The sequence below is a fragment of the Oceanobacillus piezotolerans genome (assembly GCF_003665065.1).
In the GTDB taxonomy this organism is placed as follows: domain Bacteria; phylum Bacillota; class Bacilli; order Bacillales; family Amphibacillaceae; genus Oceanobacillus; species Oceanobacillus piezotolerans.
Window position 1 is genome coordinate 695422 of the sequence record NZ_RCHR01000001.1, and the last position, 26137, is coordinate 721558.

The 26137-nt window shown below is 34.4% G+C and carries 27 protein-coding genes and 1 pseudogene; 7 read left to right on the plus strand and 21 right to left on the minus strand.

Annotation, left to right across the window (positions count from 1 at the left end; all coding sequences use genetic code 11):
• The first annotated feature begins 402 nt into the window (after positions 1-402).
• Both D8M04_RS03670 and D8M04_RS03675 read left to right on the plus strand, forming a co-directional pair.
• Positions 403-861 carry a LytTR family DNA-binding domain-containing protein gene (locus D8M04_RS03670; protein WP_121521500.1) on the plus strand — a complete coding sequence of 153 codons (459 nt, stop codon included), beginning with the start codon at positions 403-405 and terminating at the stop codon, positions 859-861.
• Positions 858-1268, plus strand: coding sequence for a DUF3021 domain-containing protein (locus D8M04_RS03675; RefSeq protein ID WP_121521502.1), 411 nt, complete (start codon positions 858-860; stop codon positions 1266-1268). Before D8M04_RS03670 ends, D8M04_RS03675 begins: the two co-directional genes overlap by 4 nt.
• A gap of 485 nt (positions 1269-1753) precedes the next feature.
• Here the strand turns inward: D8M04_RS03675 and D8M04_RS03680 are convergent, their stop codons facing one another.
• On the minus strand, positions 1754-2239 hold the full coding sequence (locus D8M04_RS03680) for a VOC family protein (protein ID WP_121521504.1): 486 nt from the start codon (positions 2237-2239) through the stop codon (positions 1754-1756).
• 556 nt (positions 2240-2795) lie between these two features.
• Here D8M04_RS03680 and nhaC point away from each other — a divergent pair.
• A complete protein-coding gene (nhaC, locus tag D8M04_RS03685) occupies positions 2796-4235 on the plus strand; it encodes a Na+/H+ antiporter NhaC (protein WP_187695399.1) in 1440 nt (479 codons plus the stop codon).
• Between the two features lie 69 nt (positions 4236-4304).
• On the opposite strand, the gene D8M04_RS03690 is transcribed toward nhaC, so the two are convergent.
• Together D8M04_RS03690 and D8M04_RS03695 are read right to left on the minus strand one after the other, a co-directional pair.
• Positions 4305-5417, minus strand: coding sequence for an alanine/ornithine racemase family PLP-dependent enzyme (locus tag D8M04_RS03690; protein ID WP_121521508.1), 1113 nt, complete (start codon positions 5415-5417; stop codon positions 4305-4307).
• Positions 5414-6502: an N-acetyltransferase DgcN family protein gene (locus D8M04_RS03695; protein ID WP_121521510.1), complete on the minus strand. Its 1089-nt coding sequence runs from the start codon at positions 6500-6502 to the stop codon at positions 5414-5416. Before D8M04_RS03695 ends, D8M04_RS03690 begins: the two co-directional genes overlap by 4 nt.
• A gap of 492 nt (positions 6503-6994) precedes the next feature.
• Here D8M04_RS03695 and D8M04_RS03700 point away from each other — a divergent pair, with 492 nt between their 5' ends.
• From D8M04_RS03700 to D8M04_RS03710, 3 genes are read left to right on the plus strand one after another with little or no spacing between them, the layout of a single operon-like run.
• On the plus strand, positions 6995-7261 hold the full coding sequence (locus tag D8M04_RS03700) for a spore germination protein (protein WP_425463997.1): 267 nt from the start codon (positions 6995-6997) through the stop codon (positions 7259-7261).
• 16 nt (positions 7262-7277) lie between these two features.
• Positions 7278-7520: a spore germination protein gene (locus D8M04_RS03705; RefSeq protein WP_121521514.1), complete on the plus strand. Its 243-nt coding sequence runs from the start codon at positions 7278-7280 to the stop codon at positions 7518-7520.
• Positions 7521-7543: 23 nt separating this feature from the next.
• On the plus strand, positions 7544-8011 hold the full coding sequence (locus D8M04_RS03710) for an Hsp20/alpha crystallin family protein (RefSeq protein WP_121521519.1): 468 nt from the start codon (positions 7544-7546) through the stop codon (positions 8009-8011).
• A gap of 202 nt (positions 8012-8213) precedes the next feature.
• On the opposite strand, the pseudogene D8M04_RS03715 reads toward D8M04_RS03710, so the two are convergent.
• The 5 genes and pseudogenes from D8M04_RS03715 to D8M04_RS20530 all read right to left on the minus strand — a co-directional run bounded on the left by D8M04_RS03715 (position 8214) and on the right by D8M04_RS20530 (position 12096).
• A pseudogene (locus D8M04_RS03715) lies at positions 8214-8533 on the minus strand (YnfA family protein).
• 24 nt (positions 8534-8557) lie between these two features.
• On the minus strand, positions 8558-10567 hold the full coding sequence (locus D8M04_RS03720) for an ABC transporter permease subunit (RefSeq protein WP_121521521.1): 2010 nt from the start codon (positions 10565-10567) through the stop codon (positions 8558-8560).
• A 258-nt stretch (positions 10568-10825) separates the two neighbouring features.
• Positions 10826-11290: an NUDIX hydrolase gene (locus D8M04_RS03725; RefSeq protein ID WP_121521523.1), complete on the minus strand. Its 465-nt coding sequence runs from the start codon at positions 11288-11290 to the stop codon at positions 10826-10828.
• 405 nt (positions 11291-11695) lie between these two features.
• Entirely contained in the window at positions 11696-11827 is a 132-nt protein-coding gene (locus tag D8M04_RS20525; RefSeq protein WP_281277106.1) for a hypothetical protein, read from the minus strand.
• Between the two features lie 140 nt (positions 11828-11967).
• Positions 11968-12096: a hypothetical protein gene (locus D8M04_RS20530; RefSeq protein WP_281277107.1), complete on the minus strand. Its 129-nt coding sequence runs from the start codon at positions 12094-12096 to the stop codon at positions 11968-11970.
• Positions 12097-12373: 277 nt separating this feature from the next.
• Between D8M04_RS20530 and D8M04_RS03730 the strand changes: the two genes are divergently transcribed.
• Positions 12374-12859, plus strand: a complete 486-nt coding sequence (locus D8M04_RS03730) for a pyridoxamine 5'-phosphate oxidase family protein (protein WP_121521525.1) — start codon at positions 12374-12376, stop codon at positions 12857-12859.
• A 1033-nt stretch (positions 12860-13892) separates the two neighbouring features.
• Here the strand turns inward: D8M04_RS03730 and D8M04_RS03735 are convergent.
• The 13 genes from D8M04_RS03735 to D8M04_RS03795 all read right to left on the minus strand — a co-directional run bounded on the left by D8M04_RS03735 (position 13893) and on the right by D8M04_RS03795 (position 25961).
• Positions 13893-14450 carry a hypothetical protein gene (locus tag D8M04_RS03735; RefSeq protein ID WP_121521527.1) on the minus strand — a complete coding sequence of 186 codons (558 nt, stop codon included), beginning with the start codon at positions 14448-14450 and terminating at the stop codon, positions 13893-13895.
• Between the two features lie 249 nt (positions 14451-14699).
• Positions 14700-14882, minus strand: a complete 183-nt coding sequence (locus D8M04_RS19895; protein WP_147436759.1) for a hypothetical protein — start codon at positions 14880-14882, stop codon at positions 14700-14702.
• A gap of 164 nt (positions 14883-15046) precedes the next feature.
• Positions 15047-15475 (minus strand): VOC family protein, encoded by a 429-nt coding sequence (locus tag D8M04_RS03740; RefSeq protein ID WP_121521529.1) that lies wholly within the window; start codon positions 15473-15475, stop codon positions 15047-15049.
• Positions 15476-15715: 240 nt separating this feature from the next.
• Positions 15716-16939: an MFS transporter gene (locus D8M04_RS03745; protein WP_121521531.1), complete on the minus strand. Its 1224-nt coding sequence runs from the start codon at positions 16937-16939 to the stop codon at positions 15716-15718.
• A gap of 11 nt (positions 16940-16950) precedes the next feature.
• Positions 16951-17997: an ArsR/SmtB family transcription factor gene (locus D8M04_RS03750; RefSeq protein WP_121521533.1), complete on the minus strand. Its 1047-nt coding sequence runs from the start codon at positions 17995-17997 to the stop codon at positions 16951-16953.
• Between the two features lie 219 nt (positions 17998-18216).
• Positions 18217-18969 carry a PIG-L deacetylase family protein gene (locus tag D8M04_RS03755; protein WP_121521535.1) on the minus strand — a complete coding sequence of 251 codons (753 nt, stop codon included), beginning with the start codon at positions 18967-18969 and terminating at the stop codon, positions 18217-18219.
• A gap of 167 nt (positions 18970-19136) precedes the next feature.
• Complete coding sequence (locus D8M04_RS03760; RefSeq protein ID WP_121521537.1) at positions 19137-19343, minus strand: hypothetical protein; 207 nt, start codon at positions 19341-19343, stop codon at positions 19137-19139.
• Positions 19344-19491: 148 nt separating this feature from the next.
• The gene (locus tag D8M04_RS03765) at positions 19492-19782 is read right to left on the minus strand and encodes an RNA polymerase alpha subunit C-terminal domain-containing protein (RefSeq protein WP_121521539.1); all 291 of its coding nucleotides are present in this window, start codon (positions 19780-19782) and stop codon (positions 19492-19494) included.
• Positions 19783-19883: 101 nt separating this feature from the next.
• A complete protein-coding gene (locus tag D8M04_RS03770; RefSeq protein ID WP_425463996.1) occupies positions 19884-20771 on the minus strand; it encodes an alpha/beta hydrolase family protein in 888 nt (295 codons plus the stop codon).
• Between the two features lie 140 nt (positions 20772-20911).
• Positions 20912-21364, minus strand: coding sequence for a DinB family protein (locus D8M04_RS03775; protein WP_246001102.1), 453 nt, complete (start codon positions 21362-21364; stop codon positions 20912-20914).
• Between the two features lie 655 nt (positions 21365-22019).
• On the minus strand, positions 22020-23195 hold the full coding sequence (locus D8M04_RS03785; RefSeq protein WP_121521543.1) for a sugar ABC transporter permease: 1176 nt from the start codon (positions 23193-23195) through the stop codon (positions 22020-22022).
• Positions 23196-23207: 12 nt separating this feature from the next.
• Positions 23208-24728 carry a sugar ABC transporter ATP-binding protein gene (locus D8M04_RS03790; protein ID WP_121521545.1) on the minus strand — a complete coding sequence of 507 codons (1521 nt, stop codon included), beginning with the start codon at positions 24726-24728 and terminating at the stop codon, positions 23208-23210.
• A gap of 90 nt (positions 24729-24818) precedes the next feature.
• Entirely contained in the window at positions 24819-25961 is a 1143-nt protein-coding gene (locus D8M04_RS03795; protein WP_121521547.1) for a sugar ABC transporter substrate-binding protein, read from the minus strand.
• Positions 25962-26137 lie beyond the last annotated feature (176 nt).

A 26137-nucleotide genomic window follows, 5' to 3' on the forward strand; every position in this document is an offset into this window, starting at 1 on the left:
TTAGGTTTTTCTATCCCATTAAGAATTAAAGTAAACAAGCTTGAATCAGGTAACTGAAAAACATCGAGCCCAGCTTATCGAATAAGATTTAGATAGCCTTTATTCCGTTAATGCTAATGATTTAAATAAGACGATAACCGTTCTTCTCTCACAGGTAAATTTTATGGTCCATTATATTAGCCTCGCCAAATTGTTGTTCTTGCAAACGAGTAAGGATACCTTTTAAGTAAGTCACCAACTATTTTCTACATGTTACCCTTTATTCTTCTACCACTTACTAGATTATGGAGACTTTAAAGAATTTTTAACATAAAATTATATTAGAAAGTATATGAAAGGAGTATCAAAAATAATTTTAATGCAGTTCATCCAGTCTTTTTTATGAAAGTAGGTGTCTCAAATTTGAAGCTTTCCCTCAATATTGACAAAGCACTAAAAGAAACAAGAATTACCATTGATGCCCCTGAATTAGATGATAGTATCCAAGAAATAATTGACTTCATTAATGGGCGGGAACAGCAATTCCTTATTGGAAAGAACGGTGAAATGCAACATATTCTTAAGCCCGATGACATCCAGTATTTTCATACTGAAAAAAATCATGTAATTGCTGTGACGGAAACAGATTCTTTTATTTTAAAAGAAAAATTATATGAGTTAGAGGACAAACTCCCCTCTAAAAAATTTATTCGCTTTTCTAAATCGGTGATCGCAAATTTACATCATTTGAATCGTTTTGAACCATCATTCAATGGTACTCTCTGTGTTTACTTCAAATCAGGAAGGAAGGAATATGTCTCCCGTAACTATGTACCTGGTATTAAAAAAGCTCTAAAATTAAATAGGAGGAAAGTAGAATGAAAACGTTTATAATCCGCAGTTTCATCGGTATTTTTTTCGGAGGCTTTATTGCCGTGTTAATCACGAATTTAAATATTCTTTTCGGAGATTTTGTTATGATAGATGGAACACTTTTCTTGAAAAACTCTATAGGTTCTATTCTTTGCGGCTGGTTTTTTACTGTCAGTCCATTGTATTTCGAAAACAGAAAATTAAATCTCCCTCAGCAAACTATATTACATTTTCTAACCATCATGGTCCTATACCTCATCTTAGCACTCTCAATCGGTTGGATTCCATTTAATATAATTAGTGTTTTACTAACAATCTTAATCGCCATTGTGGTCTATATAATCTTTTGGATTGCGTTTTATCTTTACTTCAAAAATCAAGCTCGAAAATTAAATGATGACTTAAAAAAAATATAAGGATCGATGCAAAAGAATTACTACACAATTTATTAAACTGTTTTATTCTAAGAGGTTGGGACAAAGTGTTTAATCAAAAGAAAAATCCGAACGATGCTCAGTGGAGAAATACCGCTCCGGAAATATACTTCGCTTTCCGCGGGCAACGTCTCAGCCTCCTCGGAAGAAGGGCACTTCCTGCGGGGTCTTCGCTTGTTGCTTTTCCCGCAGGAGTCTACGTATATTTCCTCAGCTAATTTAGTGCTTCGTTCGTCTTTTGAATTAAACCTTTAGTTATGTCCCAGCCTCATTGTTATTAGAATTGCCCAAATTTAGAAAACAAAGTTAAACATCGCTCTTCCACCAAACTCCCCCATTAGCGTCCTTTCTCTAAACCTTAAAAAATATAATATTCCGAACATGCTATTGTATTTCCCGGAATACAAAGGCGATCAATTAATTGATCACCTTTTTCCTATTGCCCACATCATTTAACTGAGTACTTCTTACGGTTTTCCCTCTTTATTAAAATTACTGTTTACTATTAATTCCTCCCAATCTTCAAGTGACAACTTTTCCGTAATATGTTTTAATTCATTAGGTACTTCTATGTAACACATCAATTCTAAGCTATTTCCATCTGGGTCTTCAAAATAAACAGAAGCATTTCCCTGATATGGTCTTACAAATGGATCAATTGATGTTCTGCTTCCAAAAGGTACAGCGTCCACTTCTATGGATTCAAGCCAACTTATCGACTTTTTCAAATCTTCATAAGCTACTCGAAAAGCGATATGTTTTAAAGATGGGTGATAGGATGTCTTGTACTCCTCTCCTTCCCACAATCCTAACCAACTTCTGCCTTCTTCTATCCAAAAGAAGGCAGTCTCTTCGTCACTCCAAGCTAACTTTAAGCCTAATTTTTGATAAAACTTAATGGAGTTTCCTAATTTTTTTACTGGTAAATGCGCTTCAAAAATACCTTTAATCATTTTTTTCTCCTCCCGGTATAATTATTTATCTAAGTACCATTTAACTTAATATTACTAGAACTCTTCATATAAGTATAATATATGTTTATTATGATGAATAATAACTAATTGTTATCACTTTGTTTCTTAGTCAAATTGCCCTCATTTAATTATTCTAGCTTTCTAAATAGATACAGATTCCCCCCTCTCCCCCCTTAGTTTTAACTTTTTAGCTTGTTCTTTCTTGCCATGTTTTTACTCTCTTCCTTGATAAAATATCTAACAATCCTAATTGAGTTTAGTTATAAAATATCCTGCGTGTCTGTTATTCCTATTCTCTACTATCTAAGTCCCTTGCCTTCCGTTAATATATCCTGCTCAGAAAGTGACTTTGACCATTTCTTTATAAAAGTGTGATAGAGTTATATATAGGAGCATTTACATTTATATATATGGTTACTAGTAAACCGCCAACAAACAGAAAGCAGGGAAATATATTACGAGGAAAAATAGAATAAAGATAACGAGGATTCTTAAATTGAATTATTTTCCCATATTATTTTTAAAATGAGGTGGTATGAGGATGGAAAATAAAGAAAAAGAGATTCCTTTTTTATTAGCGATATTACCTATGATTATTATGATAAGTGTAATGGCAGTGACAATTATTAAATTTGAAGGAAGTCCCCATGTTCCATTAATTATTGGTACCATAGCGTGTTGTCTTATTGCCTGGACGCAAGGTTATACATGGAAAGAGATGGAACAAGGTATTGTTAAAGGTATTACATTAGTAATACCAGCAATTATTATCATTATGCTGGTTGGTCTGATTATTTCCTCCTGGATTGGTGGAGGAATTATCGCATCGATGATTTATTATGGGTTAAAACTACTTACTCCATCTTTATTTCTAGTCTCCATATGCTTAATTTGTATGATTGTATCATTAGCAATTGGAAGCTCCTGGTCTACTATGGGTACGATAGGTGTTGCAGGCATGGGAATTGGAATCAGTATGGGAATTCCTAGTCCGATGGTTGCAGGAGCTATTATTTCGGGTTCCTATTTTGGTGATAAAATGTCCCCATTATCGGATACAACGAACTTAGCAGCAGGAGTAACGAATACGGATCTATTTGAGCATATCAAACATATGATGTATACAACCATTCCAGGGCTTGGGATAGCCCTGATTGTTTATTTTATCCTCGGACGGCAGTTCCATGCAGTTGATTTTAGAACGGGCAATATCAATGAAATTATATCCGTGTTAGAAGCGAATTTCGTCATTTCACCATGGTTATTTTTAGCTCCTTTAGTCGTTATCCTTTTGGTAGTGAGAAAAGTTCCGGCACTCCCTGCTTTAACTGCCGGTGTTTTCATTGGCTGGTTTTGTCATGTTTTTATCCAAGGTGGAAGTATTGGCGCGGCGGTCAATGTACTGCATGACGGTTACTTCATTGAGAGTGGAAATGCGCTAGTAGATAATCTATTTAATCGCGGTGGGATTCAGGATATGATGTTCACTGTTTCACTTACAATCGTTGCCATGACATTTGCTGGAGTAATGGAGGCAACTGGTATGCTGCGCTCAATTGTACATCAGATCATGAAGTTAGCGAAAACCGCAAAGAGTTTAATCCCAGCAACTGTGGGATCCGCATTTCTTACCAATCTAGTGGCAGCTGAACAATATATTTCTGTTCTCCTTCCTGGAAGAATGTTTCCGGAAGCGTACAAAGCCAAAAATTTACATTCCAAAAACTTATCTCGAGCAATTGAAGACGGCGGAACGTTAACGTCTCCATTGGTTCCCTGGAATACTTGTGGTGTCTATATTTTTTCTACATTAGGAGTGTCTGCATTACAATATGCTCCGTTTGCGGTTCTAAATTATACCGTTCCGATTATCAGCATATTATTTGCTATATTTGGCATTAAGGTGGCTTACGTAAAGAAAGGTAAGACGGATGTAGTAGAAGAGACAGCGCAGCTCCTTGGAAAAAAAGCATAAGATGCAAAAAGGCTGAATCATTTTATTTTATGATTCAGCCTTTTTTATCCATAAAAATATAAACTTCTTTTAAGCTAATGTTTTTTGCAATTTCTTTCTCTGTATAGATGAAGAATAAATATATTTTTTATATACATAGGGGGAGGTCATCGCAGAGAGGAGAGCTCCGTAATTTACAGAAAAGGCTACTTCATCGCCCGGTTTTAACGGGACTTTCTTTGCGTCCAGTACAATGTGGTCGCTGCTTGAACCAAGAATATCAACAGGTAAGATCGGAGTAAGTCCTGGGACATATACATCCTGTCTTCCAACTCCTAAGATTGCTCTTCTAATTGTTCCTCGGTCCTCAAATGAAAGACTTTCCCCAAGGAAATTGTTTCCAGTCTTACCTATTGGTACAGAAGGTTTCCGCTTCGATTCAATTACTTCCGCAACAAAGCGGAAGGCATCTTGATATAAATTCGAAATAGGTGTTCCATGTATTGTTTCTCTCCCTAACAGCATTGATTCTCCCAAGCGGATATTGTTAACAGTACCAACATCTTTCGTATTCAACAACCACTGATAATTTGCTGAATTCCCTCCAGAAACATAGACAAGTGGTAGAGAAAATTGCTTTTTAATACTTCTTACAAAAGAGGAAAATTGTCTCATTTTTTGTTCTGTTGGTATGACCCCGCCAAAACAAGCAAAATTTGTTCCAATTCCTACGATTTGCACACCTTTTAGATTTTGTATTTGGCGGATAAAAGCAGGTAGATGCTTAGGTAAAATTCCTTCTCTTAAATCTCCCATTTCTACCATTAAAATAATCGAATGGATTTTCTGTTGCCGTAGAGCTTCAGCGGAAAGTGCTCGGATTACTTCGATTTCCGTGTTCATACTAACATCCGCATATTCGACAACCTGTTCTATATCGCTTAGTGCAGGAGTGCGCAGTAGAATTAATGTTGCATCTAATTTAGCTTCTTTTAATTTCTTTATATTCATGATTTTTGAATCAGCAAGACTAGTGATTCCACCGTTTATGAGCGAACTTGCAATAGCTAAGTCTGCAGTGACACCCTTTACAACTGCAGTTACTTCAATTCCCTTTTCCCCAAAGAGAGTCTTTAATATTTTTGCATTATGAGCAAGCTTACCGAGATGTATTTCAATTCTTGGAGCTTTGATTCTGCTCATTCTGAAACGCCAACTTGCTCTGATCGGGAAAGGGAAGGAAAGAATGCAATTAGATTATCAACTATTTTTGCAGGTCCAAATTTTAAAACATCGGTAACCGGCAGCTTATATTGATTTTCATAATCTGTTATTGTAGATTCTATATCTTCATCGGTCATACCTTCATGGTTTAAGGTAATTCCTATCACTTTTGTTTGAGCATAATGTTCAATGAGGTTGATTTCGTCTTCCACCTTAGGCATTGGCATGAAAGGAAAGTCGCCTAATACCTTTCGTTTTGGTGGGTGCTGGAGGATTACAGCTTTAGGTTTTGCCCCTTTTAGAATCCCTGCGGAACTTGCATATCCTGGGTGGCTTAATGCGCCCTGGCCTTCTACAATAATAATATCCGGCTTTTCGATTTCTTCAGCTCGGACAATTTCATTTTCAATTTCGCCGATTAAATATTGCATTGGGAAGGCATCGATTGCAAATCCATATTTGTACCCCTGAATGAGTCCAGTTTGTCCGGTTGAAATAAATGCTGTTTTATATCCTCTGGCCTGCAATTCTTTATCAAGAATCACCGCTGTTGTTCTTTTACCGCAAGCTCCATCGGTACCGAGAACGGTAATAATCGGTGTTTCAATGTCAAGAATCCTCCCTGTGAAAATATGCCAGTCTTTCTTTGGTTTCGGTTTTCTGATATCACGAACTTCCACATTATATTGCTTTGCGAAAGTCATGATCTCTTCATCCTCGGTTAAGAATTCTTGGAGCGGATTAATAATATTCAGGCCTTCTTCCATTGCTTTTATGACAACTTGTCTTTCTTCATCATTTAAGAAAGCATCAGCCGGAGCAAGTCCAATAATAAAATCTTCCGGTCTGTTAGCAGCTTTTCGTAATGCCTCGTCCAAATTTTTAAAAACAGGAATTCCACTCTTCTTACTATCCAAATACTCCCCTGCATCAAGTCCAGCCTTTGTACTATCTATGATTCCGACAATATTGTATTTACCGGGTTCTCGGACTAGACCGTTCGCAGTTTTACCATCCATCGATCCAAATTGATATTCACAATAAACAACTGCATGTTTACTCAACGTTGTATCCCTCCATAATATTTAAAGTGATACCATTGCAAATTAAAAAGAACACCTTGGTAATAGTATCCATGATAGCTATCACATACTAAAAAGGTGTCCAATACATAAAAACTCCCATCAGCAGGAACTACTCATCCTGAACTGATGGCAAGTTGCACCAACCGAACATTTACTTGAGCAGTAACCTCACTTACCTTATAGGTATCGTAAAGGAGTTTGTGAGAAAAATTGTATTCGTTTTTCATTGGCTTCTGACATACTTAGTATGTAAATCTATTACCATCCTTTATTATATCTCATTTGGTTTGTAAAAGAAAGGAATGAGATTTTGTAATTATTAGATTAGCTCAATAACTAGTTCAAGGTCTTTTCCTAAAGCTTAAGCAGTCGGAAAAGTGAATCGGGTGTCAGACTTCATAATGGAAGCTTCGCATGAACTTATATGTATAAACTTGCATATAGTACTGCAAAGACTTCCTAAGGATGAGTATGATGCACATTACGATTAACCTTTATAATTTTAAAGTTAATAGTATTTCAGGTAATGGCTCTATAACAATCGGTGAAGCGTTCCATAATAGTCATACTTCCAAAATTAAATCCCAGGGGGTCAATTCTTCCTATGGTGATTTATCAAATAATGAAGCAATGATGGAAAATATTTATATTGATCCAGATGTAAATGATCAAACGGATATCGGAAACTCTGATTCACCTAACATAGGGCTTCCAAACCTAAAGCTTGGAGAATATTAATAAAAGGAGAATTCGAATGCCTTATCAAATAAACTTTTTAGGTATTAAAGTTAATGGTATGACACAAAATGGGAATTTAGATATTGGCCATACAGTTCATAATAGCCATACCTCTAATACGAAAATGTTTGGTACGAACTTTTCTTTGGGGGATTTGTCTGCTACTAGTTCACAGTTAAATACAGCTATTCTTGATCCTGATGTGAGTGACCAAGATCAAATCGCTAACCCATCCATCCCAATGTCAGGTCAAATTTAAGCGGATTGTAACGGGGTGATGATATGGATGTGGAGAAAGTAAAAAAATGGATCGATTTTACGCATAGTTTTCAAAAAAGCGGATTATGGCCCAATGCCAATGATAAATATCCACCAGAGAAATTCTTCAAAAAAGAAGAAAAGAAGGAATCCGTCGTTTTAAAGAGAGATGTAGATTATCCTAGAATCGATGTTTATCAAGATGATACACATATTTATATTTTGATTGAAGCTCCCGGAATAGACCCGAAAGCTATTCACCTATCTTTACAGTCAAAGCATCAATTAATCATGAAAGGAACGTTTCAGAAACCATCCCTTTCATCAGAAACAGCCATCATAACAGAACGATATTACGGAGACTTTGAGCGAACTATCCAGCTTCCCGAACCAACTGAATCACACCTAATACAACTGAGTTCATACCATGGACTAATTCAAATCATTTATCCACGCTTTAATGAAATAACACCATTGCAATTCAGCTGGTGAGGTACCTGTGTCATGCTTATACTTTCAAGAGAGTTATTCCTCGTTTCATTAGATCATTTAAAAAAAGACTAACTCAAAAATAATGATTTATAACCTTCTGTTTGAGTTAGTCTTTACAGTAGAATTACAGATTCACTGTCCTTAAGGAGCAAATTTCCTTGGTTAAATATAATGCTACTTCCTTTTACTTTCGTAGAGTGTTCTAGTAACGTAGTGCTGCTAATAACATTACCGAAACACCAACTAAACATATCCCTGACCCTATCCAATCGTATAGGTCAGATGTGGTTTTATCTATTTCCCATCCCCATAATACAGAACAAATACCCAACATAGGCTGCATATACTCTACCGAAAGATAGAAATGCTTGAAAAGCAGCAATAATACCACATATAACTAATACTATTCCTCCGAGTAGCCCTAGATATGAAGGTTTATCTTCTCGAAGCAATTGCCATATAAGGTCTCCCCCAGATTTCAGCTATACCTGCTATTAAGAAAAGTGATGCTGCTTTAAACAAGGTCTCATTAAAAACTCAAGTCATTCATTCTACTTTGTTTGTCAATTTAAAACTGTTTTCATTAACTTGATACCTAGGATATGGAGTGCTTTTTCCCCTATTAATTGGTTTCTTTCCTTTACTAATTACACCCATTCTCCTTTGCTGAATCTCAACAATACCTTGAATGATGAGTTGCATGGCAAAAATTGCCAGCATAAAAGCAACTAACACCCACAAATACCAATAGTATCCTGAAATGATTGCACCTCTGCCAATCGCACCTATTAATCCGGACCACTCGTATGTTATGGAAATGGCAGACGGTTCAAATCCTGCCGAGTTTTTTGTTCCTCCAAAGAAAAGATTAAATACCCCTAAGTGAATAAAAATTAACAACACCTGAATGAACTGTTGACCAAAAAGAATAGCTAACTTAGGTCCAATATGTGGAATGATATGTTTTATGAATAAATGTGTGCTACTACCACCAATCATTTTAGAGCTAGAAATATAATCCCGAGAAAGAACTTCATTAATTTCCTTTCCAGTTAGGACCGTAGTAACCGGAAGAACAAGAATAGTTAAAATAAATACTTCCCAAACTATACGTTCACTAATGGAAAAGGCAAAATACTGAGAATATAAGCTATCAAACTTAAAGGCATAAAATGGAGAGAATCGACAGCACCTTCCATCCATTTTTGATTTCTTCGGCTTAAACAAAAAGAATAAATTGCACCAAAAATGAGGCCACCAAAAACACGTAAAAAAGCAATCAATAAGCCAAATAACAAGGTATATTTTGCTCCAAACTACCAATTGATCAAATATACTAAACCCAAATTGGTCTGAACCAAAGATAAATGGATCGGTTCGAGCATATGGTGGTGTTGCGGCTAATGTTATGCCATCGTCTTTGTATAGAAATTTTTCTTGCCCAACATAATTATCTGTTATTACAGAGTAGATAACACTATAACCAATGGCAACAACAAAAAATAAACTTCCTACAATTACTTTCCATTCTTTAAAATAAACCGCTATTGCTCTATAACATGCTTTTAAATGCCTATGTAAACTATATCTACTAACCCTAAAATGTTTAACGTTATAGCATAAATTCTTAATCCTAATCTGGTTAGTAATTATAAAATTCTCATAAACTCTTTTAATGCTTGTTTTCTTGTTTCTAATATCATTAAAATACAGATTCTCTTTATTAGCCCATAAATCAATACAATAGAACAAAACATAAAAGGGCGTAAAAATCATGAATAAGACAAAGGAGATTGTAATTGGTGTAAAACTTTCAAGTAGGTAATACGTTAATCCGTGTACATTGAATATCCTTTCAATGATAAATTGGCTTGAAAGCATTCCGAAAATGATTACTTTAAGTCTTTGGGTAAAAGCAGGCATAATATTCCTTAAAGAATGTTTTATTAAAATTTCTAAACCATTCATTCCTTTTGCTTTTAGAAATAGAATATATGTCTTAGAAAGCTCCTCTTCAAACAAATGCATGAAAACCTTAAACATCGAGATCATTGGCAATATAGAGAGTGTTAGTATTGGTGCAAAGTAAATATCCTCGGAATAGGCAGCAACATTAAACAATTTTATGTCTGTTATTTGAAACATTTTTATTGTTATTGCCTGTAAAAGTGCAGCAATGATTAAATCAGGTATAGACTCCATAAAATCTACAATTCTTTTAATATAATCGGTTATTCTACTGGGAAGGCAAGTTACGATTAAGGCTAAGATCAAAGCAAAAATAACTCCTGAAAATACAGCACCAAGTAGAATCTTCATCGAATAAATAAAAGGCTCCTGTAGCACTTCAAAAATCGGATAACCACTTTCCAAATAAAAATAACGATACTCCCAGGCCTTTGGGTCAAGCAATGTCTGGATATGTTCTATGAATAAGGTGAAGAAACTGGGAGATTCTTTGAAACTTTTTAACGATATAAACTCTGGAATTATACTGATGAATACGATACCAATTAACCCTAACAAATAAAATAGAAAAAAATTTATTACCTTCATATTCTCCCCTTTACAGATTTGTTATACTAAACTGTTAGCTCGAAATCTTTAACTGAATAATACCATAATATTCCAAACAATTTATAGTATTTTACAGAAGTAAGAAGTAAAGACAATGAATTTCGCTAATCGTTTTTTAACTCTTGTAGACTTAAATACAAAAATTTCACTACCGTATACGAGTTACCTTCTTTTCTAATGTACATTTCTTTATTCTTCTTCTTAAACAATCCCGTCCCGTTACTCCCTATAAATAAATTAACTTATAACCGGGAAGTTCCGTTCCTCTACCCAATGAAGGATAAACTGTTTCTGGCGAGGATTTAAGTTTTCGGGTAAATCCTCTTTTCGAAAGAATCTATGTCCCTTACTTTCTAATCCAGTTTGTCTTAGTACACCTTCATAGTCCTTTGTCTTAAAAATAACTTGTACACTATACACTTTATCTTTGTTTGGGTATTGAACGAAACAATCTTCTCCTGAATAAATTCCAAATAGCTCCAATCTATGTACTACTAGTCCTGTTTCCTCTAATGTTTCTCTCTTCGCGGTTTCTTCAAAGGTTTCCCCTAATTCCATTACTCCCCCAGGAATGCACCAATTATCTTCATCCGTTCGATGCTGTAATAATATACATTTATTCTGTTCAACAATTACTCCACAGCCTACTGTAAATAGTGTATCGTGACCAATAAACTTTCTCATATCTTTAATATAGTTCATTAATATGTACCCCTATCTGAGTAAATTGTTAAACACATCGTGGTATTCTTTTATAAATTGAGCTGTCATTAACTCGATGTCTTGCTCTAATACTAACATAATTTTCGGATAATATTGTTGGTTTATCATAGAAAATGGCTATTATGAGAATGCATTGTTGAACTCTTGCCCCAATAATTTAAGTAAAATACTTTACATTAACACTTAATCTTTCCATCGGTATGTTAAACAGGTCGGGTAATAAAATTTACTAATAAATACGGCTATACTTACAGTTACAATCAGTACTCCAATATTTATTAACCATTTCTTCATCTGATATTTATTGCCTGTTAATCCAATAGTTTCAATAAAAAAGGCGGTTAATTCTTCTTCAATTAACGCACCCGTTCTCTAAGAATGGTTTTATATTACATCATTTAATACTTCTTCAATATCTTTCTTCAATTCCTCTTTTACTTCTTCTAATGATTCATCAAGTAGTTCACCGATGATCTTACTTCCTGGAATACTCTTTGAAATTGGCATACCTAACAAGAAACGTTGACATTCCCATATTTTAATTATATGTAAATAGATAAGTTCACCTTTTTTATCAGTAATTCCTATTGAAACAGAGGAATTGTATATTGGCTTAAAAGGGTTATTGCCTTCCTTATTAAACCCTGCATCAAAATCTAACTTTTCTCAGCAAAAATACTCTTATTTTCTTTTAACAATCTTTTCATATAGTCTATTAAAGCAATTTCAGTATTTCTAATATTTTCCTTTAATTTTGCATTGAAATCCTTTTGTTGATATCTCATTATAAATCACTCCTTTCAACAATATAAATAAATTATTCGCTAATATATTTTATACTCCTTCTTAAACTTAACTGCTCTGATGTTTTGTTACTTCTCCGTAGTGATAATCTCTTAGAGTAACTGAAGATTAAAAAATCCTTTCTATATTACGTTTCACTTTAAGTCTGTTTAATTAATTTGTTACATTTCGTTTTGTAATCAGGCAGATATACCTGAAGGATTAAAAAGTTAGTGTAAAGGGAAGTATACCTCTATAAACAAAAATGAGGTGACGGAGATGTCTAAGATAAAACAAGAAGAGCTGGAAACATTAAGGGAGTTAATTAAAGACGTAGACACTGCAATGCTGACTACGTTAACGGAAGATGGACTTATTTCCCGCCCTATGAAAACACAAGATGTAGAGTTTGATGGGGACTTATGGTTTTTCACTAAGAAAGAGACTAATAAATATGAAGAAATTTTACATGATCAAGAAGTTAATGTGGCTTATGCAGGTAAATCCTATGTTTCTATTCGTGGTAGAGCAGAAATCATTGAGGATTTAGAGAAGAAAAAGGAATTATGGAGCAAAGCATATGAGAAAATTATGCAAACGTCTTATGATGATCCTAATGTTGTCTTGTTAAGAGTAAAAGCTGAGGCAGCGGAATATTGGGATACCAGCAATTTTACTAAAAAGATCGCCTTTCTCTATAAACGCATGACAGGGCAAAGTTCTGAATCAACAGATGTTAATGAAACGCTTGAATTGGATAAATAACAGCAAAATGGGTTGTCTGGGTATAGGACAATCCTTTTTTATGTTGAACTAGCTGTAGCTATATTTATCTTTCAATAAGTTGACATTGGCTAGTAATAAATTTTAGTGCATTTTCTTCATTATCTATCAAATTTCCTGTAAAAGGCTGTTGAATCATGCTAGCTGCCTTGAAACTATCACCTCTACCCTTACATCTCGTAAGCATACTAAATAAGCTAATATTCGATTGAATGAATCATTGATATAAATCATTCAAACGATCATTCATTCATCATGTGCACTAACGGTAGATCACCCAATAGTTAGAGGGGGATTATTAAAAATCGATATATCTTCGTATCACTTATTAAATCTTTAATAAAGTAACATAGTCTTAATCAAAATGTAATCCAATAATCTGATAATATGAGATACGATATATATGTAAAAGATGAATTCAGCTTATTCTTTAAAAGTGAGGAGTTGAGTCATAATGTACATAATTGCGAGAAAAGTAAATGGAAAAACAGAAATTCTAAAAGACACAAACAGCACTTCTAATAAAGTCTTCCATAATTTTACTAGAGCAGAATCCCTCGTCAAAAAATTAAACTTCCATACCCTTTCAGATAAAAAATGGTGCGTAATGCATACAAAAATGGTTAAATAAACCAACACTGTTGGGTTGTTGTTAAACAGCCTTTTATTGTTTTTCTGAACAGACTATCTTCAAATTTCTGGCTAATTATTTGTTTCACCTTCAATACTACTGCCCTATTGGTTCAACAACTCTATCTATTTATTATTATATCCAAAAATATTAACTGAAAAAGACGATCATTCCCGGTGATCGCCCTTGTTTGATTACTACTCCGAATCGTTTAATTACCTATTTCTAGTTTTATAATTTTCATAATCTATTTCAAAAATTTGCTTGGTCTAAAGGATTCATAGAATCACCACTTACAGGACAATTAAAACCGAATGGTAAATTGCTCCCAGAACACCAATAATTAAAGGATATTCATAATGAAAGTTCGAAGTAGATTATTGCCTAAAATGCCTTGTTTTTGGAGGATTGTTTGTTTTTCATTCGACGCTGGAACGAAAGAGTCGCTATAAATATAGTTACCCCCCACAAGAACAATCCTCCATACGTTACCACATACACCCAAACAGCTAACCCTTCCGTGTGTCCTTTTGGAAGCACCCCTAAAAATTGAAGAACTGCTAATAAGCTAATTAGAACTGTCAACACCCCAACCGACCATCCTAAGATAATTAATAACCATTTTGGTAATTTCTCTCCCCAGGAAGTCACAAGAGCTAAAGCAAATAAAGATGCTAGTACTGCCAAGATAGCTGTGAAGTCAATTCCATTGGTATATAACGTATATAGAAAAGCAGATTCTTCCTTTAATATTTCACCAAACGCTGCTACATTTTGTACAGCTTGTTTTGTTGTAAGTCCTACAGTTGAGCCCCATGCCCAAAGCGATTTTAATATCGCATATGGCAACAGTGCAAAAGCTGCGACACAGCCCCATCCTTTAGTCAAGTAGGTTTTATCAGTCTTTTCTGACTCCTTATGTTTCTCTTGTTTTAAGCTCAAAAGACTTCTCCCTTCTCATCTTGTTTAAAAAACTCCCCCAAAATTCAAAGTCTTATTTGTCTTGAAATAAGTGTTATCCTTTATATTCTTATTCGATATGGAATCCTTTTTATTCTTTATATCCTTGAAGTAATTTACATAATAAGCACGTTCTACTTGGAATTTATAATTGTAATTTTTTCCGCTGCAATTCGATCCCATCTTCAACTCTTACACTCGTAAGCTGAAGAGTTTTCTACATAAGAGTAATTAATTTATATTAGAAATATCCTCTTTTATTTCATCTAATTTCTTGTCTATCTCGCTTAACTTATTTTTTACATTATTAAAAAAATGGGCTATTCGCGAAATCACATATACAATTAGCACAAGAAATAAAATATTTAATATCATTCCAATGGCATCCATATTCTCTCCCCTTCTTAGATCCATTTATAACTTTCTTCCAATTACTTAATATCCTTCATAAAATCTCCTATATCGTAAACGCGATTCATTGACAAAAAAGGCGACTAATCCTTCTTGGATTAACCCGCCAATTTGTTGAAGAAGTATTATAGTTAAAATATGAAATCACTACCTAACAATCACCAAGTTTAATTCGTCTTAATATCCTCCTCGATTTCCTCAAAGGATTTATCTCCGTAGATTGCCGCCGAAAGGGTAATGGAATATCCATCTGGATCTTTTAATACTAACTCTCGAGCGTTCCATGGACGATTAATTGGGCCTTCCACTATTTTTGCACCAACGGTAAAAGCTCGCTCTGCAAAAGAATCAACCTCTTTTACTAAAAAGTTTAAGATAACTCCTTTTCCTTTTATATCTTTGTTGTCTCTTCCTAGAATAAGCATAATATCTTGATATTGTTCTCCACGGATATGGGCCATTACAATGTCCCCAGTACTATCTGGCAATTGAAATACGGAATCAAAATGAAGTACATCATTGTACCAACTTAGCGATCTATTCATATCACTTACCTCTAGTTTAGTAAAGAATGGCATTGGATAGGCTTGCATCATTTCACTCTCCTTGTAATCTATTTACATAAAATGTAAACTATTACGCAACGTAAAGGTCAAGTGAAATATTTACCATCGACTACACAGGAATTCTAAATTAAAAGTTTAACGGATAGTTAAATCACTTCGCCTCCATAATACTTCTAAAAACATTTATCAGAACACCCGTTTAGGTGATCCCCTTGTTGTTTTATATAGTTGGTTTCTCAAACGCTTTTTACCAATGAAAAGGTGCCTCTCTCAAGAAACCATTTTTTCTTGGCTGCTTTTTTCATCAATAAATTTAAAATATGGTAAACATATTCCTGCTAATGAAACGATACTAATTAATACCCCAATTAAAAGGTACAATGGTCGAACACCCACCACTTCACTTAATACACCACCAATTAGTACTCCCAACGGCATGACGCCTCTAATAATTAATAAACGAACTGAAAATATCTTACCCATTAGGTCATTGGGTACCGTTTTTTGGATAATAGTTGTATTATGAACGCTAAAAATAGCCATTACTATTCCACCAATAGTTTCTGTTGTTATTGCTAAAGGGATACTGTAATTAAAACATAGTACTATGTAGGTTAGCCCTCCTATGAAAAGGGAACCAAGCATGAGAAATCTACGGCTCTTATATTTAATTCTTGTAACTAAGATAGCACCTACTAGGTATCCGATAGGAAAACCAGCCATGAAATATCCGTATTCAGCATACGTCCCCCCTAATACTTCGGTAATGTATGGCAGGGTTGTAACCATTGTCACTCCAACCCCAAATTGAACGAATGCTAAAAAGACCCCTAACCAAACAATCATTTTTTGGGAAAAGAAAAAAGACACCCCTTCCATGAAATCGGCTAACCATGTTTTTCTTACCTCTCTGATATTTCTGTCTTCTTGAATAAAAAGTAATGTAAAACCACTCATGATTAGTAAAGAACAAACCAGAATAAGAGTGAGATGAACACCAGTATACTCAATTACTATTCCAGCTACTATTGGAGATAAAAATGTCATTAAACGGACTGTTCCGTCAATGTAAGCATTTGCTGACTGTAACTGGTCTTTGTCTACAATAGTGGGAGTGATCGCATGATTAGCAGGTACATAGAAAGGCGTGATTAAACCAACTACGCACTGAACAGCGTAAATGTGCCAAGCTTCAAGGTTTCCTGATATTAATGCAGCTAACGGTATGACAAATATGGCTCCCCTTGTCCATTGCGAAAGTATCATAATCCACTTTCTACTCCAACGGTCAATATAGGGACCAATAAATAGCTGAAGAATCAGTGATGGTAAAAAGTACAAAAGCCACATACTTCCAAGTGCCAGAGTGGAGCCCGTAAGTTGGAAGATTAATATTGAGTTGCAAAATGTGCCAAATGCTCCACCGAGTTCAGATATTCCATTTCCAATCCATGTAGATACAAACGAACGGTTCTTAAATAGAGAAGGATTCATAAATTCTCCTTTTATGATTGTTTTATGTACTGCTCTAATTCCTTGAAGAGTTGTTCTATTACATTAGCTTTTAAGGAATATTTCCCTTCCATTATTTCAACCAATTTAGCAGCACGTAATATTTTTAGATGATGATGAATGGTAGTTTTGCCCGTATTCAACTGTTCTGTTAGTTCCTGTAACGAATGATCTCTTTCAGATAGTAACTTGACTATTCGAAGCCTAATCTCCTCTCCTAACGCCTTATGCTTTAGCACTAAATAGTTATTTGGCATATATTTATCATTTGGTGAAAGGCTTTCATTTGCTACTGGGTAGTAGAAGACTTTCGTATCTTCCATATCTGCTTCAATATTCCAAGGTCTATAAACATACTGTGGAATGAGTAAAACCTTATGAACACTTGGCTCAGGAAGGTAGTTTATTCCCCCTGTTGCCCACTGGACAAGCTCTTCAGGAGACATCTTTAGTTTCATCTTCTTTTTAGATTCATAATCGGTTCGTAGAATTTGGTTTGTCAGTTCTAATTCTGGGATTATCACAGTTTCATACCATAATGTCATAACCTCAATGAGGTGATCTTTGAGTTTTTGTGTGTCGGTTTTACTAATAAAATTGATATACTGAGGAAAAAAGGGATTATCACTCGTTATCTGTTGCAATTCTAAGATAGCGTTCTCTTTACCTTCTGCAGCTTTTTCCCTTATGTGCTGAAACTTTTCTCCGATGTAAGGCAGACAAGTAAATTTAAGTTTTATTCCTTCTAACAAATTGACACTTTTGCAGAATTCATCAAGTGTGTTACTTTCATGCTGGTGGAGCAATTGTAATAGTGCTTTCCAAGTGTTGTTTTTCTCCACGTAATCTAAATGGTGGTTTAAATTACCTGAAAATGATCCTCTAAGTTTCTTCCAATAACTTGCTGGTTTTTCTAAAGTGTTAATCAATCGGTAATTCGTTACTGCTGCTATCCCAAGTGCACATTCCCATAATGAAGAATAAGAAAATTGAACTTCATATGTTTCTCTTTTTCTACTTGTTGCCTGTAATATTTCCAAAAAATCACCTCTGACAAATATGTTAGTTGGAATAATTATACAGAAATATAATAAAGGGTTCAAATATTTTTGAATTAGTTATTCAACAATTGTTGAATATACTTCTAATTATAATCCTCCTAACTAAACAATAAAAAACGTATTTGTTTTATAAAACAAATACGTCTTCTTATTAACCATAATATTTTTATAGCATTGTTTTTTAACTTTGTGAATTTTTTACATAGAAATAGCATCTACATTACTATGAAGTAGCGTAGGACTAAGTATCTTAAAACACTCTGCATAACTGCACTCATCTTTAACCTGTTTTGCTACCTGTTTTGCTTTCTCTGTAAAATAATTAGTTATATAAGTGAGATATTCACCAGAAAATTGACTTGTATGGGCTTGTATTGCCTCCATTTTCTTTTCCAAATAACGATCAATATTTATATATGTATTAGGATGATTAGTTGTGTAATACGCTATCGCTTTAACTCTATGAACATTAAGCTCTTTTTGAAGTTGCTCAGGATAAAATCGTGGGTTTGGGCTTATACGAGCCGCAAAAGAAGCAACTCTGCCCGTCACAATGTGATCGATGTGTGTTTCGTACTTTAGAAAAGGATCGACTGTAAAAATAATGTCTGGTTTAACCTTACGAATGACATAGACTATCTCTTTTCTTAATTCTTCGTTATCAAACAAGTGACCATTTTGAAAGTTTAACAAATGGTAATGTTTTACACCTAAAATTGTACCTGCTTTTTCCTGTTCTCTACGTCTAATATTGATTACATCCAGATTGGATAAATCAGTATTATAATTTCCAGAGCTTCCATTAGTGACAGTGAGATAATGTACTTCAGTACCTGCATCTATTAGCTTAGCTATTGTACCCCCTGCAGAAATATCATTGTAATCAGGGTGCGGTTGTATAAAAAGCGCACGATTCATTTTAAATGGATTGGGAATTTCAATTGAAAGCATCTCTTCACCTCAATATATATTTTTTCTATGAAAATACGATAAATTCTCCTTGAACGATCTACCCTTGGCATAAAAATAGCTACAGCAGATCTCATCTTCAACCCTAGTACCAGTTAATACAATAATAATAACTGTTACCATTATTTAGTAAGCCTAGCTTTTTAGCATTATTGGCTTAATTCATTGTTATCTTTAATTGTGCTTATCAATTCTTCAAAGTTATCATTGAATCTATTTAATTCAAACTCATTCATATCCCCATTGTTTGATGAATCTCTAATGGCACTTGATATAACAGAAGCAGAGAATAAAATACATACACTTAGGATAACGATTGCCCCGGGCAAACCCAATCTCCTTTTCTTCTCACTCAATTTAATTCCCCCTATTTTGTTTTACAATTACTACTGAAATAAATCGAAAAATATACTTCCCCTTTATTACATTAACATCTGCGAACATAGCTTTAAACCTTCTGGAATTACGCGCCAGTTATTTCAAGTACATCATTACAAAAAAATATTAACCTTTAAATGATAACCCTTCTTCTTCTAATGAAGTTCTCATAATTGGTAAGGAAGCTGGTCCGATACCATGAAATTTAAGAATTTCTTTTTCAGTGTACTTTGAGAGTTTCTGCAACGTATCAATTCCTTCGTGAAGTAATGCTTTTCTTGCAGGTGAACTTAGTTTCGATAAGAACCCACTTTCAGGTTTATTCTCTTTATCACAAGTTGGACAACTAGGACAATCACTACTTTTGTAATATTTGTGTCCTTTATTACATACTCTTAAACTTTTTTCCATTGTGATTAATAATCCTCCTACTAATTTCTACTTATCCTTTTATAGAAATGCTATCAAAACAGTAATTTCTGAGCCAAATTGATCACCTTCTTTAACTCTTGCACCTTTTAGCGTAATAAAAAATTTAAAACATCAGATTTTAATTCTTGATGGAAAAGATTTCTATTAAATCCACTCGGGTCTTGGGAAGGAGGAAATGAAGGGTTTTTCATCACTTCAGGAAAAGGACTTAAGAAGGAAAAGTGACCAGCGTTTTCTATGGATTTATGTACTATTTTCCCTGTGTTTTTTAACCCATTTAATAAAAATTCAGCATGAAAAGAAGGAGTAATTTCATCTTTTTCTCCTGAGATCATCAAAATAGGTAGATTTACTTTATCAACCGCTCCCTTGTTTCTAAACCATCCTAAAGCAGGTGCTAATAAAATCACTTTTTTAATCCTTTCTTCAGCGTCTACGTTTATAATTCTAGAAATTTGATCATCTGTTTCCCATGGAAGAGTTGTTGGTATACCTCCAGCTGCTGCTATCGCAGTATAACCTCCCATTGAGTGTCCGATTATCGAAATAGCATCAAAATCAACACAGTCTTTTAAGAAAATGTCATCATAAAACCAGTCAATGGTTTGAGTGATATTTCTCGGTCTGCTTTCTAAAAGTTTAATTGTATTTTCTAAATGATTGTCATTTAAATTGTTAAATGGATGCTCAGGCATTGCTACAATAAATCCATTTCTAGCTAAATGATGAGCAAGCGTTCTATATACAAGTGGTGTTCGACCACTACCATGAGATATTAAAACTAACGGATAAACAGCATCTTTCGGCTTTGCTTCCTTTGCGACATTTATACTATAAGGCCCTATTTTTTCTTCTTTTTCATGAGTGTCAGTAGGATACATAACAAACATGGGGAATGTTACATTCAAATTGTCATCAATAATATCTACTTTTCGATAACCCACAAAGTTTTCTTTTTTCATATCACTTATCAATTCATACCACCTCAAGATTTACAAGCTTTTCCATAATATCTGCTATTATGCTTCTAGTTGCAACTATTTTACCTTCGATTATTCTGCCCCTATAATTCAAAAAAACTACCTAACACTAAAGTACCAGTTGGTTCATAATGTTATTGTTTTTGTAATTTTTCATCAATTTGTTTTAGGTGGTGTGCATCGTGTTTAATGAAAATCTTAATAAAACTTTCTCTTGAGAATTCTCTTTTACCGCCGCCAACAGTAAACCTAACATCTTTGCCAAGACTTGAAATTCTTTCATTAAGTTCTTTACGTGTAAGTGCAAAACTATCAATGATAGAATCAACTGAATAATCTTTAATAAAAGACATAGCTTCTTCATTATGTTGGTCATGGTCAGGAAACTTTGGTAAATCACCACCATCAGCCATATAGGGTATCATCTTTTCAAGATTGAATTTATCCCAATAGTATAGATGTCCCACGATTTGTATGATTGACCATTTTCCTTCTTTAATCGGTTCCCGCAATATTTCTTCAGGAACTTCTTTTAATTCCATAATAGTATCTATCATTTTTTTAAATTGAATGAATGTTCTATTCAACTTATTCCCTCCCTCATTGAATTCAACAAACAAAACATTCGTTTTTAGGTTCGTATTGGATCACAAATTGTTCTTTTAACAATTAAAGGAATAGTAATTAATATATCAATAATGCTATTCCATCTTGTTGCACTAACCTTTCCGAAGTCTATTAACTATACAATTCAACATAACATAATATTCAAAAAATATCATCGCTATTTATCTATAACTTGGTGACAAATTACCAAGAATTTAATTCAGTTCTCCACTTCACATAGGTATAAACAAGTTGCCCAATAAGAGTAACGAATAATACCAGACTTATATTAATAGTTATCTTAAGAGGTGCACCCAATATAACTAACATTATTATCGTTAGAACGTCAATAGGTATCATCCATAGTGTTCGAATGAACTTTCCTCTATAACTCAATTTCCAATAATTAAAACCAGGAACACGGCCATTTTTCAATTGATTCACCTCTCGAAACATTGAATCGCAATGCTACTAAGAATCCGTACAACTTATGATACGATTCAGTGGGTCAAATAAGAGGTTTATGATATTGTAAAAAGTTTCATGCTTTACTTCTTAAGGAGAGTAAATCTGCTCTAAAAATAAAATATGCCAACTATTTTTCATAGCTGGCTCAATGTCACTCCTGACTTTATTTTATACTCTTTTTTTCCGAGTGTATACATCAAAAATAACGGCAAGAGCTAATACTCCTCCACGGATGATGTATTGAGGAGCGATTCCCACACCCATCAGGTTCATTCCGTTTGTTAAAGTTGCCATAACGAGTGCACCAATAATGGCTCCTGTTACTTTACCAACCCCACCGGCAGCGGAAACTCCTCCAACAAATGCCGCTGCAATAGCATCAAGTTCGAATAAAGTACCCGCGGTAGTTGTAGCAGATTGTAAGCGAGAGGTATACAAAATACCTGATAAGGCTGCTAGCATCCCCATAGAACCGAAAACAAGTAATGTAATCTTACTCACATTTATTCCGCTAAGGTGCGCCGCTTCTGGATTACTGCCTACTGCATAAATATGTCTTCCTAAGACTGTCTTTGTAGTAATAAAATGATAGACAATCACAACAAGAAGCATAATGATAACTGTCCAAGATAATCCGTTGTAACTAGCTAAAACCCAAGTAATATAACCGATAATAGCCGAAACAAAAACTAGCTGGAGTATAAAAATTTCCTTAGATACCACTTCAAAATTATATTTTATTTTATTTCTTCGGTTTTTGATCGTACTGTATATGTAGAATACAATCGCTAATGCACCAACTAGTAAAGACAGTAAATGAACCCCGCCAATTACCATGAGTGATGGGATATTTCCATTACCTATCGCATTAAATACATCATCATTAATTATGATCGTCCCTGTCTTTTCTGTTACTAAAAGAATGGCACCTCGATAAATAAGCCATCCTGCGAGTGTAGCAACAAAGGCAGGTATTCCTATTTTAGCAACTAGAAAACCTGTAATTGTTCCAGCGAATATTCCTAGGATTAGAATAATTGGGATGACTATATAAACTGGCATTCCTACTTGCATAAGTAATATCGCTGCAATGGCACCCAGGAATCCAGCTAAGAAACCGATAGACAAATCAATATGTCTAATTACAATAACTAGCATGACACCCACAGCTAAAACTGCTATATAACCTGCTGAATCTAATAAATTACTTATATTCCTTGATGACATAAATAGACCATCTGTAAGAATGGTAAAGGTAACCATGATAATGATTAAAGCAATGTACATACCATAATCACGAATATTATCTTTAACTAAATGTTTCGCTTCATTCAATAGTTTCATAGTATTAACCTCCTATTGCGTAGCAAATTCCATGATTTTTTCTTGATTTGCTTCCGCAGATGATAACTCACCTTTGATTTCCCCTTCAGCCATCACATATATACGGTCACTCATCCCTAGAACTTCACCAAGTTCTGAAGAGATCATAATAATACTCATGCCTTTATCTATTAGTTCATTCATGACTGAATAAATTTCAAACTTAGCGCCAACATCAATTCCTCTTGTTGGCTCATCTAAAATTAGTAACTTAGGGCCAACGAATAACCATTTGGCTAATGAAACTTTTTGTTGATTACCGCCACTTAAATTACCAACTAGCTGTTGTAATGATGAAGCTTTAATGCCTATTGAAGTTTTGTAATGATCAGCAACTTTGATCTCCTCATTCTCATTAATTATTCCATTTAAAGATATTCCTTTCATGTTTGCCGCAGAGATATTGTTCTTAATATCTTGTAGTAAAAACAACCCATCCCCCTTGCGATCCTCGGTAACATATGCAATTCCTGCTTTAATGGCCTGATTTGTATGTTGAAGGTTGACAGGACGTCCGTCCAAATATAAATCCCCTTGCAACTTATAAGACTTTGAATTTCCGAAAATACTTAAAGCTAATTCTGTTCGGCCAGAACCCATTAACCCTGCTATTCCAATAATTTCTCCTTTTCTTACATGTAAATTGACACGTTTAGAGACGTTACGGCCTACTTGGGGATCATAAGCAGTCCAGTTGGATAATTCAAGAATTTTATCACCAAAAGTTTTTTTATCTCTTTTTGGATAAATGTCCTCAATTTCCCGACCAACCATATTTTTAATAATCGTATTTTCATTAATTTCTCCTTTAGTGGCTTCCAATGTACAAATCGTCTTTCCATCTCGAATTACGGTCGCCTTATCTGCAATGGAGATTACTTCCTTTAATTTGTGGGAGATCATAATACAGGTGATTCCTTGCTTCTTTAATTCGCGCAACAAGTTTAATAGATTCTCACTATCGTCTTCATTAAGCGCTGCAGTCGGTTCATCTAAAATAAGTAATTTCACATCTTTACTTAATGCTTTTGCAATTTCAATCAATTGCTGTTTACCTACACCTAAATCCTTAATTAAAGTTTCAGAATTCACTTTTAGATTCACCTTATCAAGTAATTTTTTAGACTCAACGATTGTTTTATTAAAATCTAATACACCACTTTTATTAACTTCATTTCCAATAAAAATATTTTCATAAACTGGAAGATCTGGGAATAAAGCAAGCTCTTGATAAATAATGACGATTCCAGTCCCCACACTATCGGTGATTTTGTTAAATTGTTGAACCTCACCATTAAATACGATATCCCCCTCGTATGATCCATATGGGTAGACTCCGCTAAGTATTTTCATTAGTGTAGACTTACCAGCCCCATTTTCACCAACCAGGCAATGAATCTCACCTTTTTCTACCTTGAAATTAACATCGCTGAGCGCTTTGACTCCTGTAAACTCCTTCGTTATCTGTTTCATTTCCAGAATATATTCGCTCATGTTATTCCTCCTTGACAAAATAACTATTTGAATGTGAATAGTGACAGACGATTAATCTATCACTATTCTTAGATTCTAGTTATTTTCTTTTTATAGACCAGAGAATTCACTTGCTTCATAATAACCGGAGTCAATGAGTTCACTCTTAACATTCTCTTGTTCAACAACAATTACATCTGTTTGTTTTGCTGAAACTTCTTTACTTCCGTTATCATAAGTACCTGTTGTTTCAGGTGTTTCGCCATCTAGAATGTCAACAGCCATTCCCATTGCATCAGTAACAAGTGTACGAACATCTTTAAATACGGTCATTGATTGTTTACCATCGATAATATATTGAATAGAAGCCATCTCAGCGTCTTGTCCAGTTACTACATAACTTGAAACATCAGGATCCGTTCCAAAAACATCTGCAATCGCGCGGGATGTCCCATCATTTGGGGCAAGAATAGCAACATCACCTTTTAAGTCTGTGTTAGCAGCAGTTAAGTTAGTTTGGGCTTTGTTTTTAGCCTCGTTTGGATCCCAATTTGTTGTAACCTGGCCAAGGATTTTTCCCAATTCATCACGTGAAAGTTCTGCTTTATCCTTTAGACTCTCTGCTTCACTAGAGTTTGCAATGACAAATGTTCCATCAGCAATTTTCGGTTGTAATTTATTCCATGCTCCTTCAAAGAATAAAAATGCATTATTGTCTGAAGCCGCTCCAGCATATAGGTATAATGGAATTCCTTTACCATCTCCAGCATGATCGATTAAGTATTGACCTTGAGCTTCACCAACAGCCACACTGTCAAATGTTACATAATAATCAACCGCATCAGTATCTGTAATGAGTCGATCATAAGCAATTACAGTAATATCGTCTTTTTTAGCAGACTCCACCGCAGCACCCGCCGCTGCACCATCATGTGGGGCAATAATTAATACATCGATACCTTTACTAATAAGTGTTTCAACATTTTCCTTTTCCTTTGCGGAGGAACCCTGGCTGAATAAAATTTCTGTTGAATATTCTGAGTCTACTAATGCATCTTTAAACCGTGTTTCATCTTGTACCCATCTTGGTTCATCTTTAGTAGGTAAAACAATCCCAACATTTACCTTGCCACCTTTAGATCCTTTTTCCCCACCTTCGCTACTGCTCGATGCGTTGTTACTACTACAGCCAACTGCTAGAATTGCCATTAGCAGGGCAATCAGTAAAACTGAAACCAATTTTAACTTCTTCATAATAAACCCCCTTGAATCTATATTCTTTACCTTCTATTCAAATATAGCAGTACTACAAGTCAATAAAAACGCTTACTTATGGTAATAATTTATCATTATCTGTATTTTTTAAATATTTTTTAATGAAACAGTATGAGAATCAATTGCCCTTCTTAATATACAGAAAACACAAATAT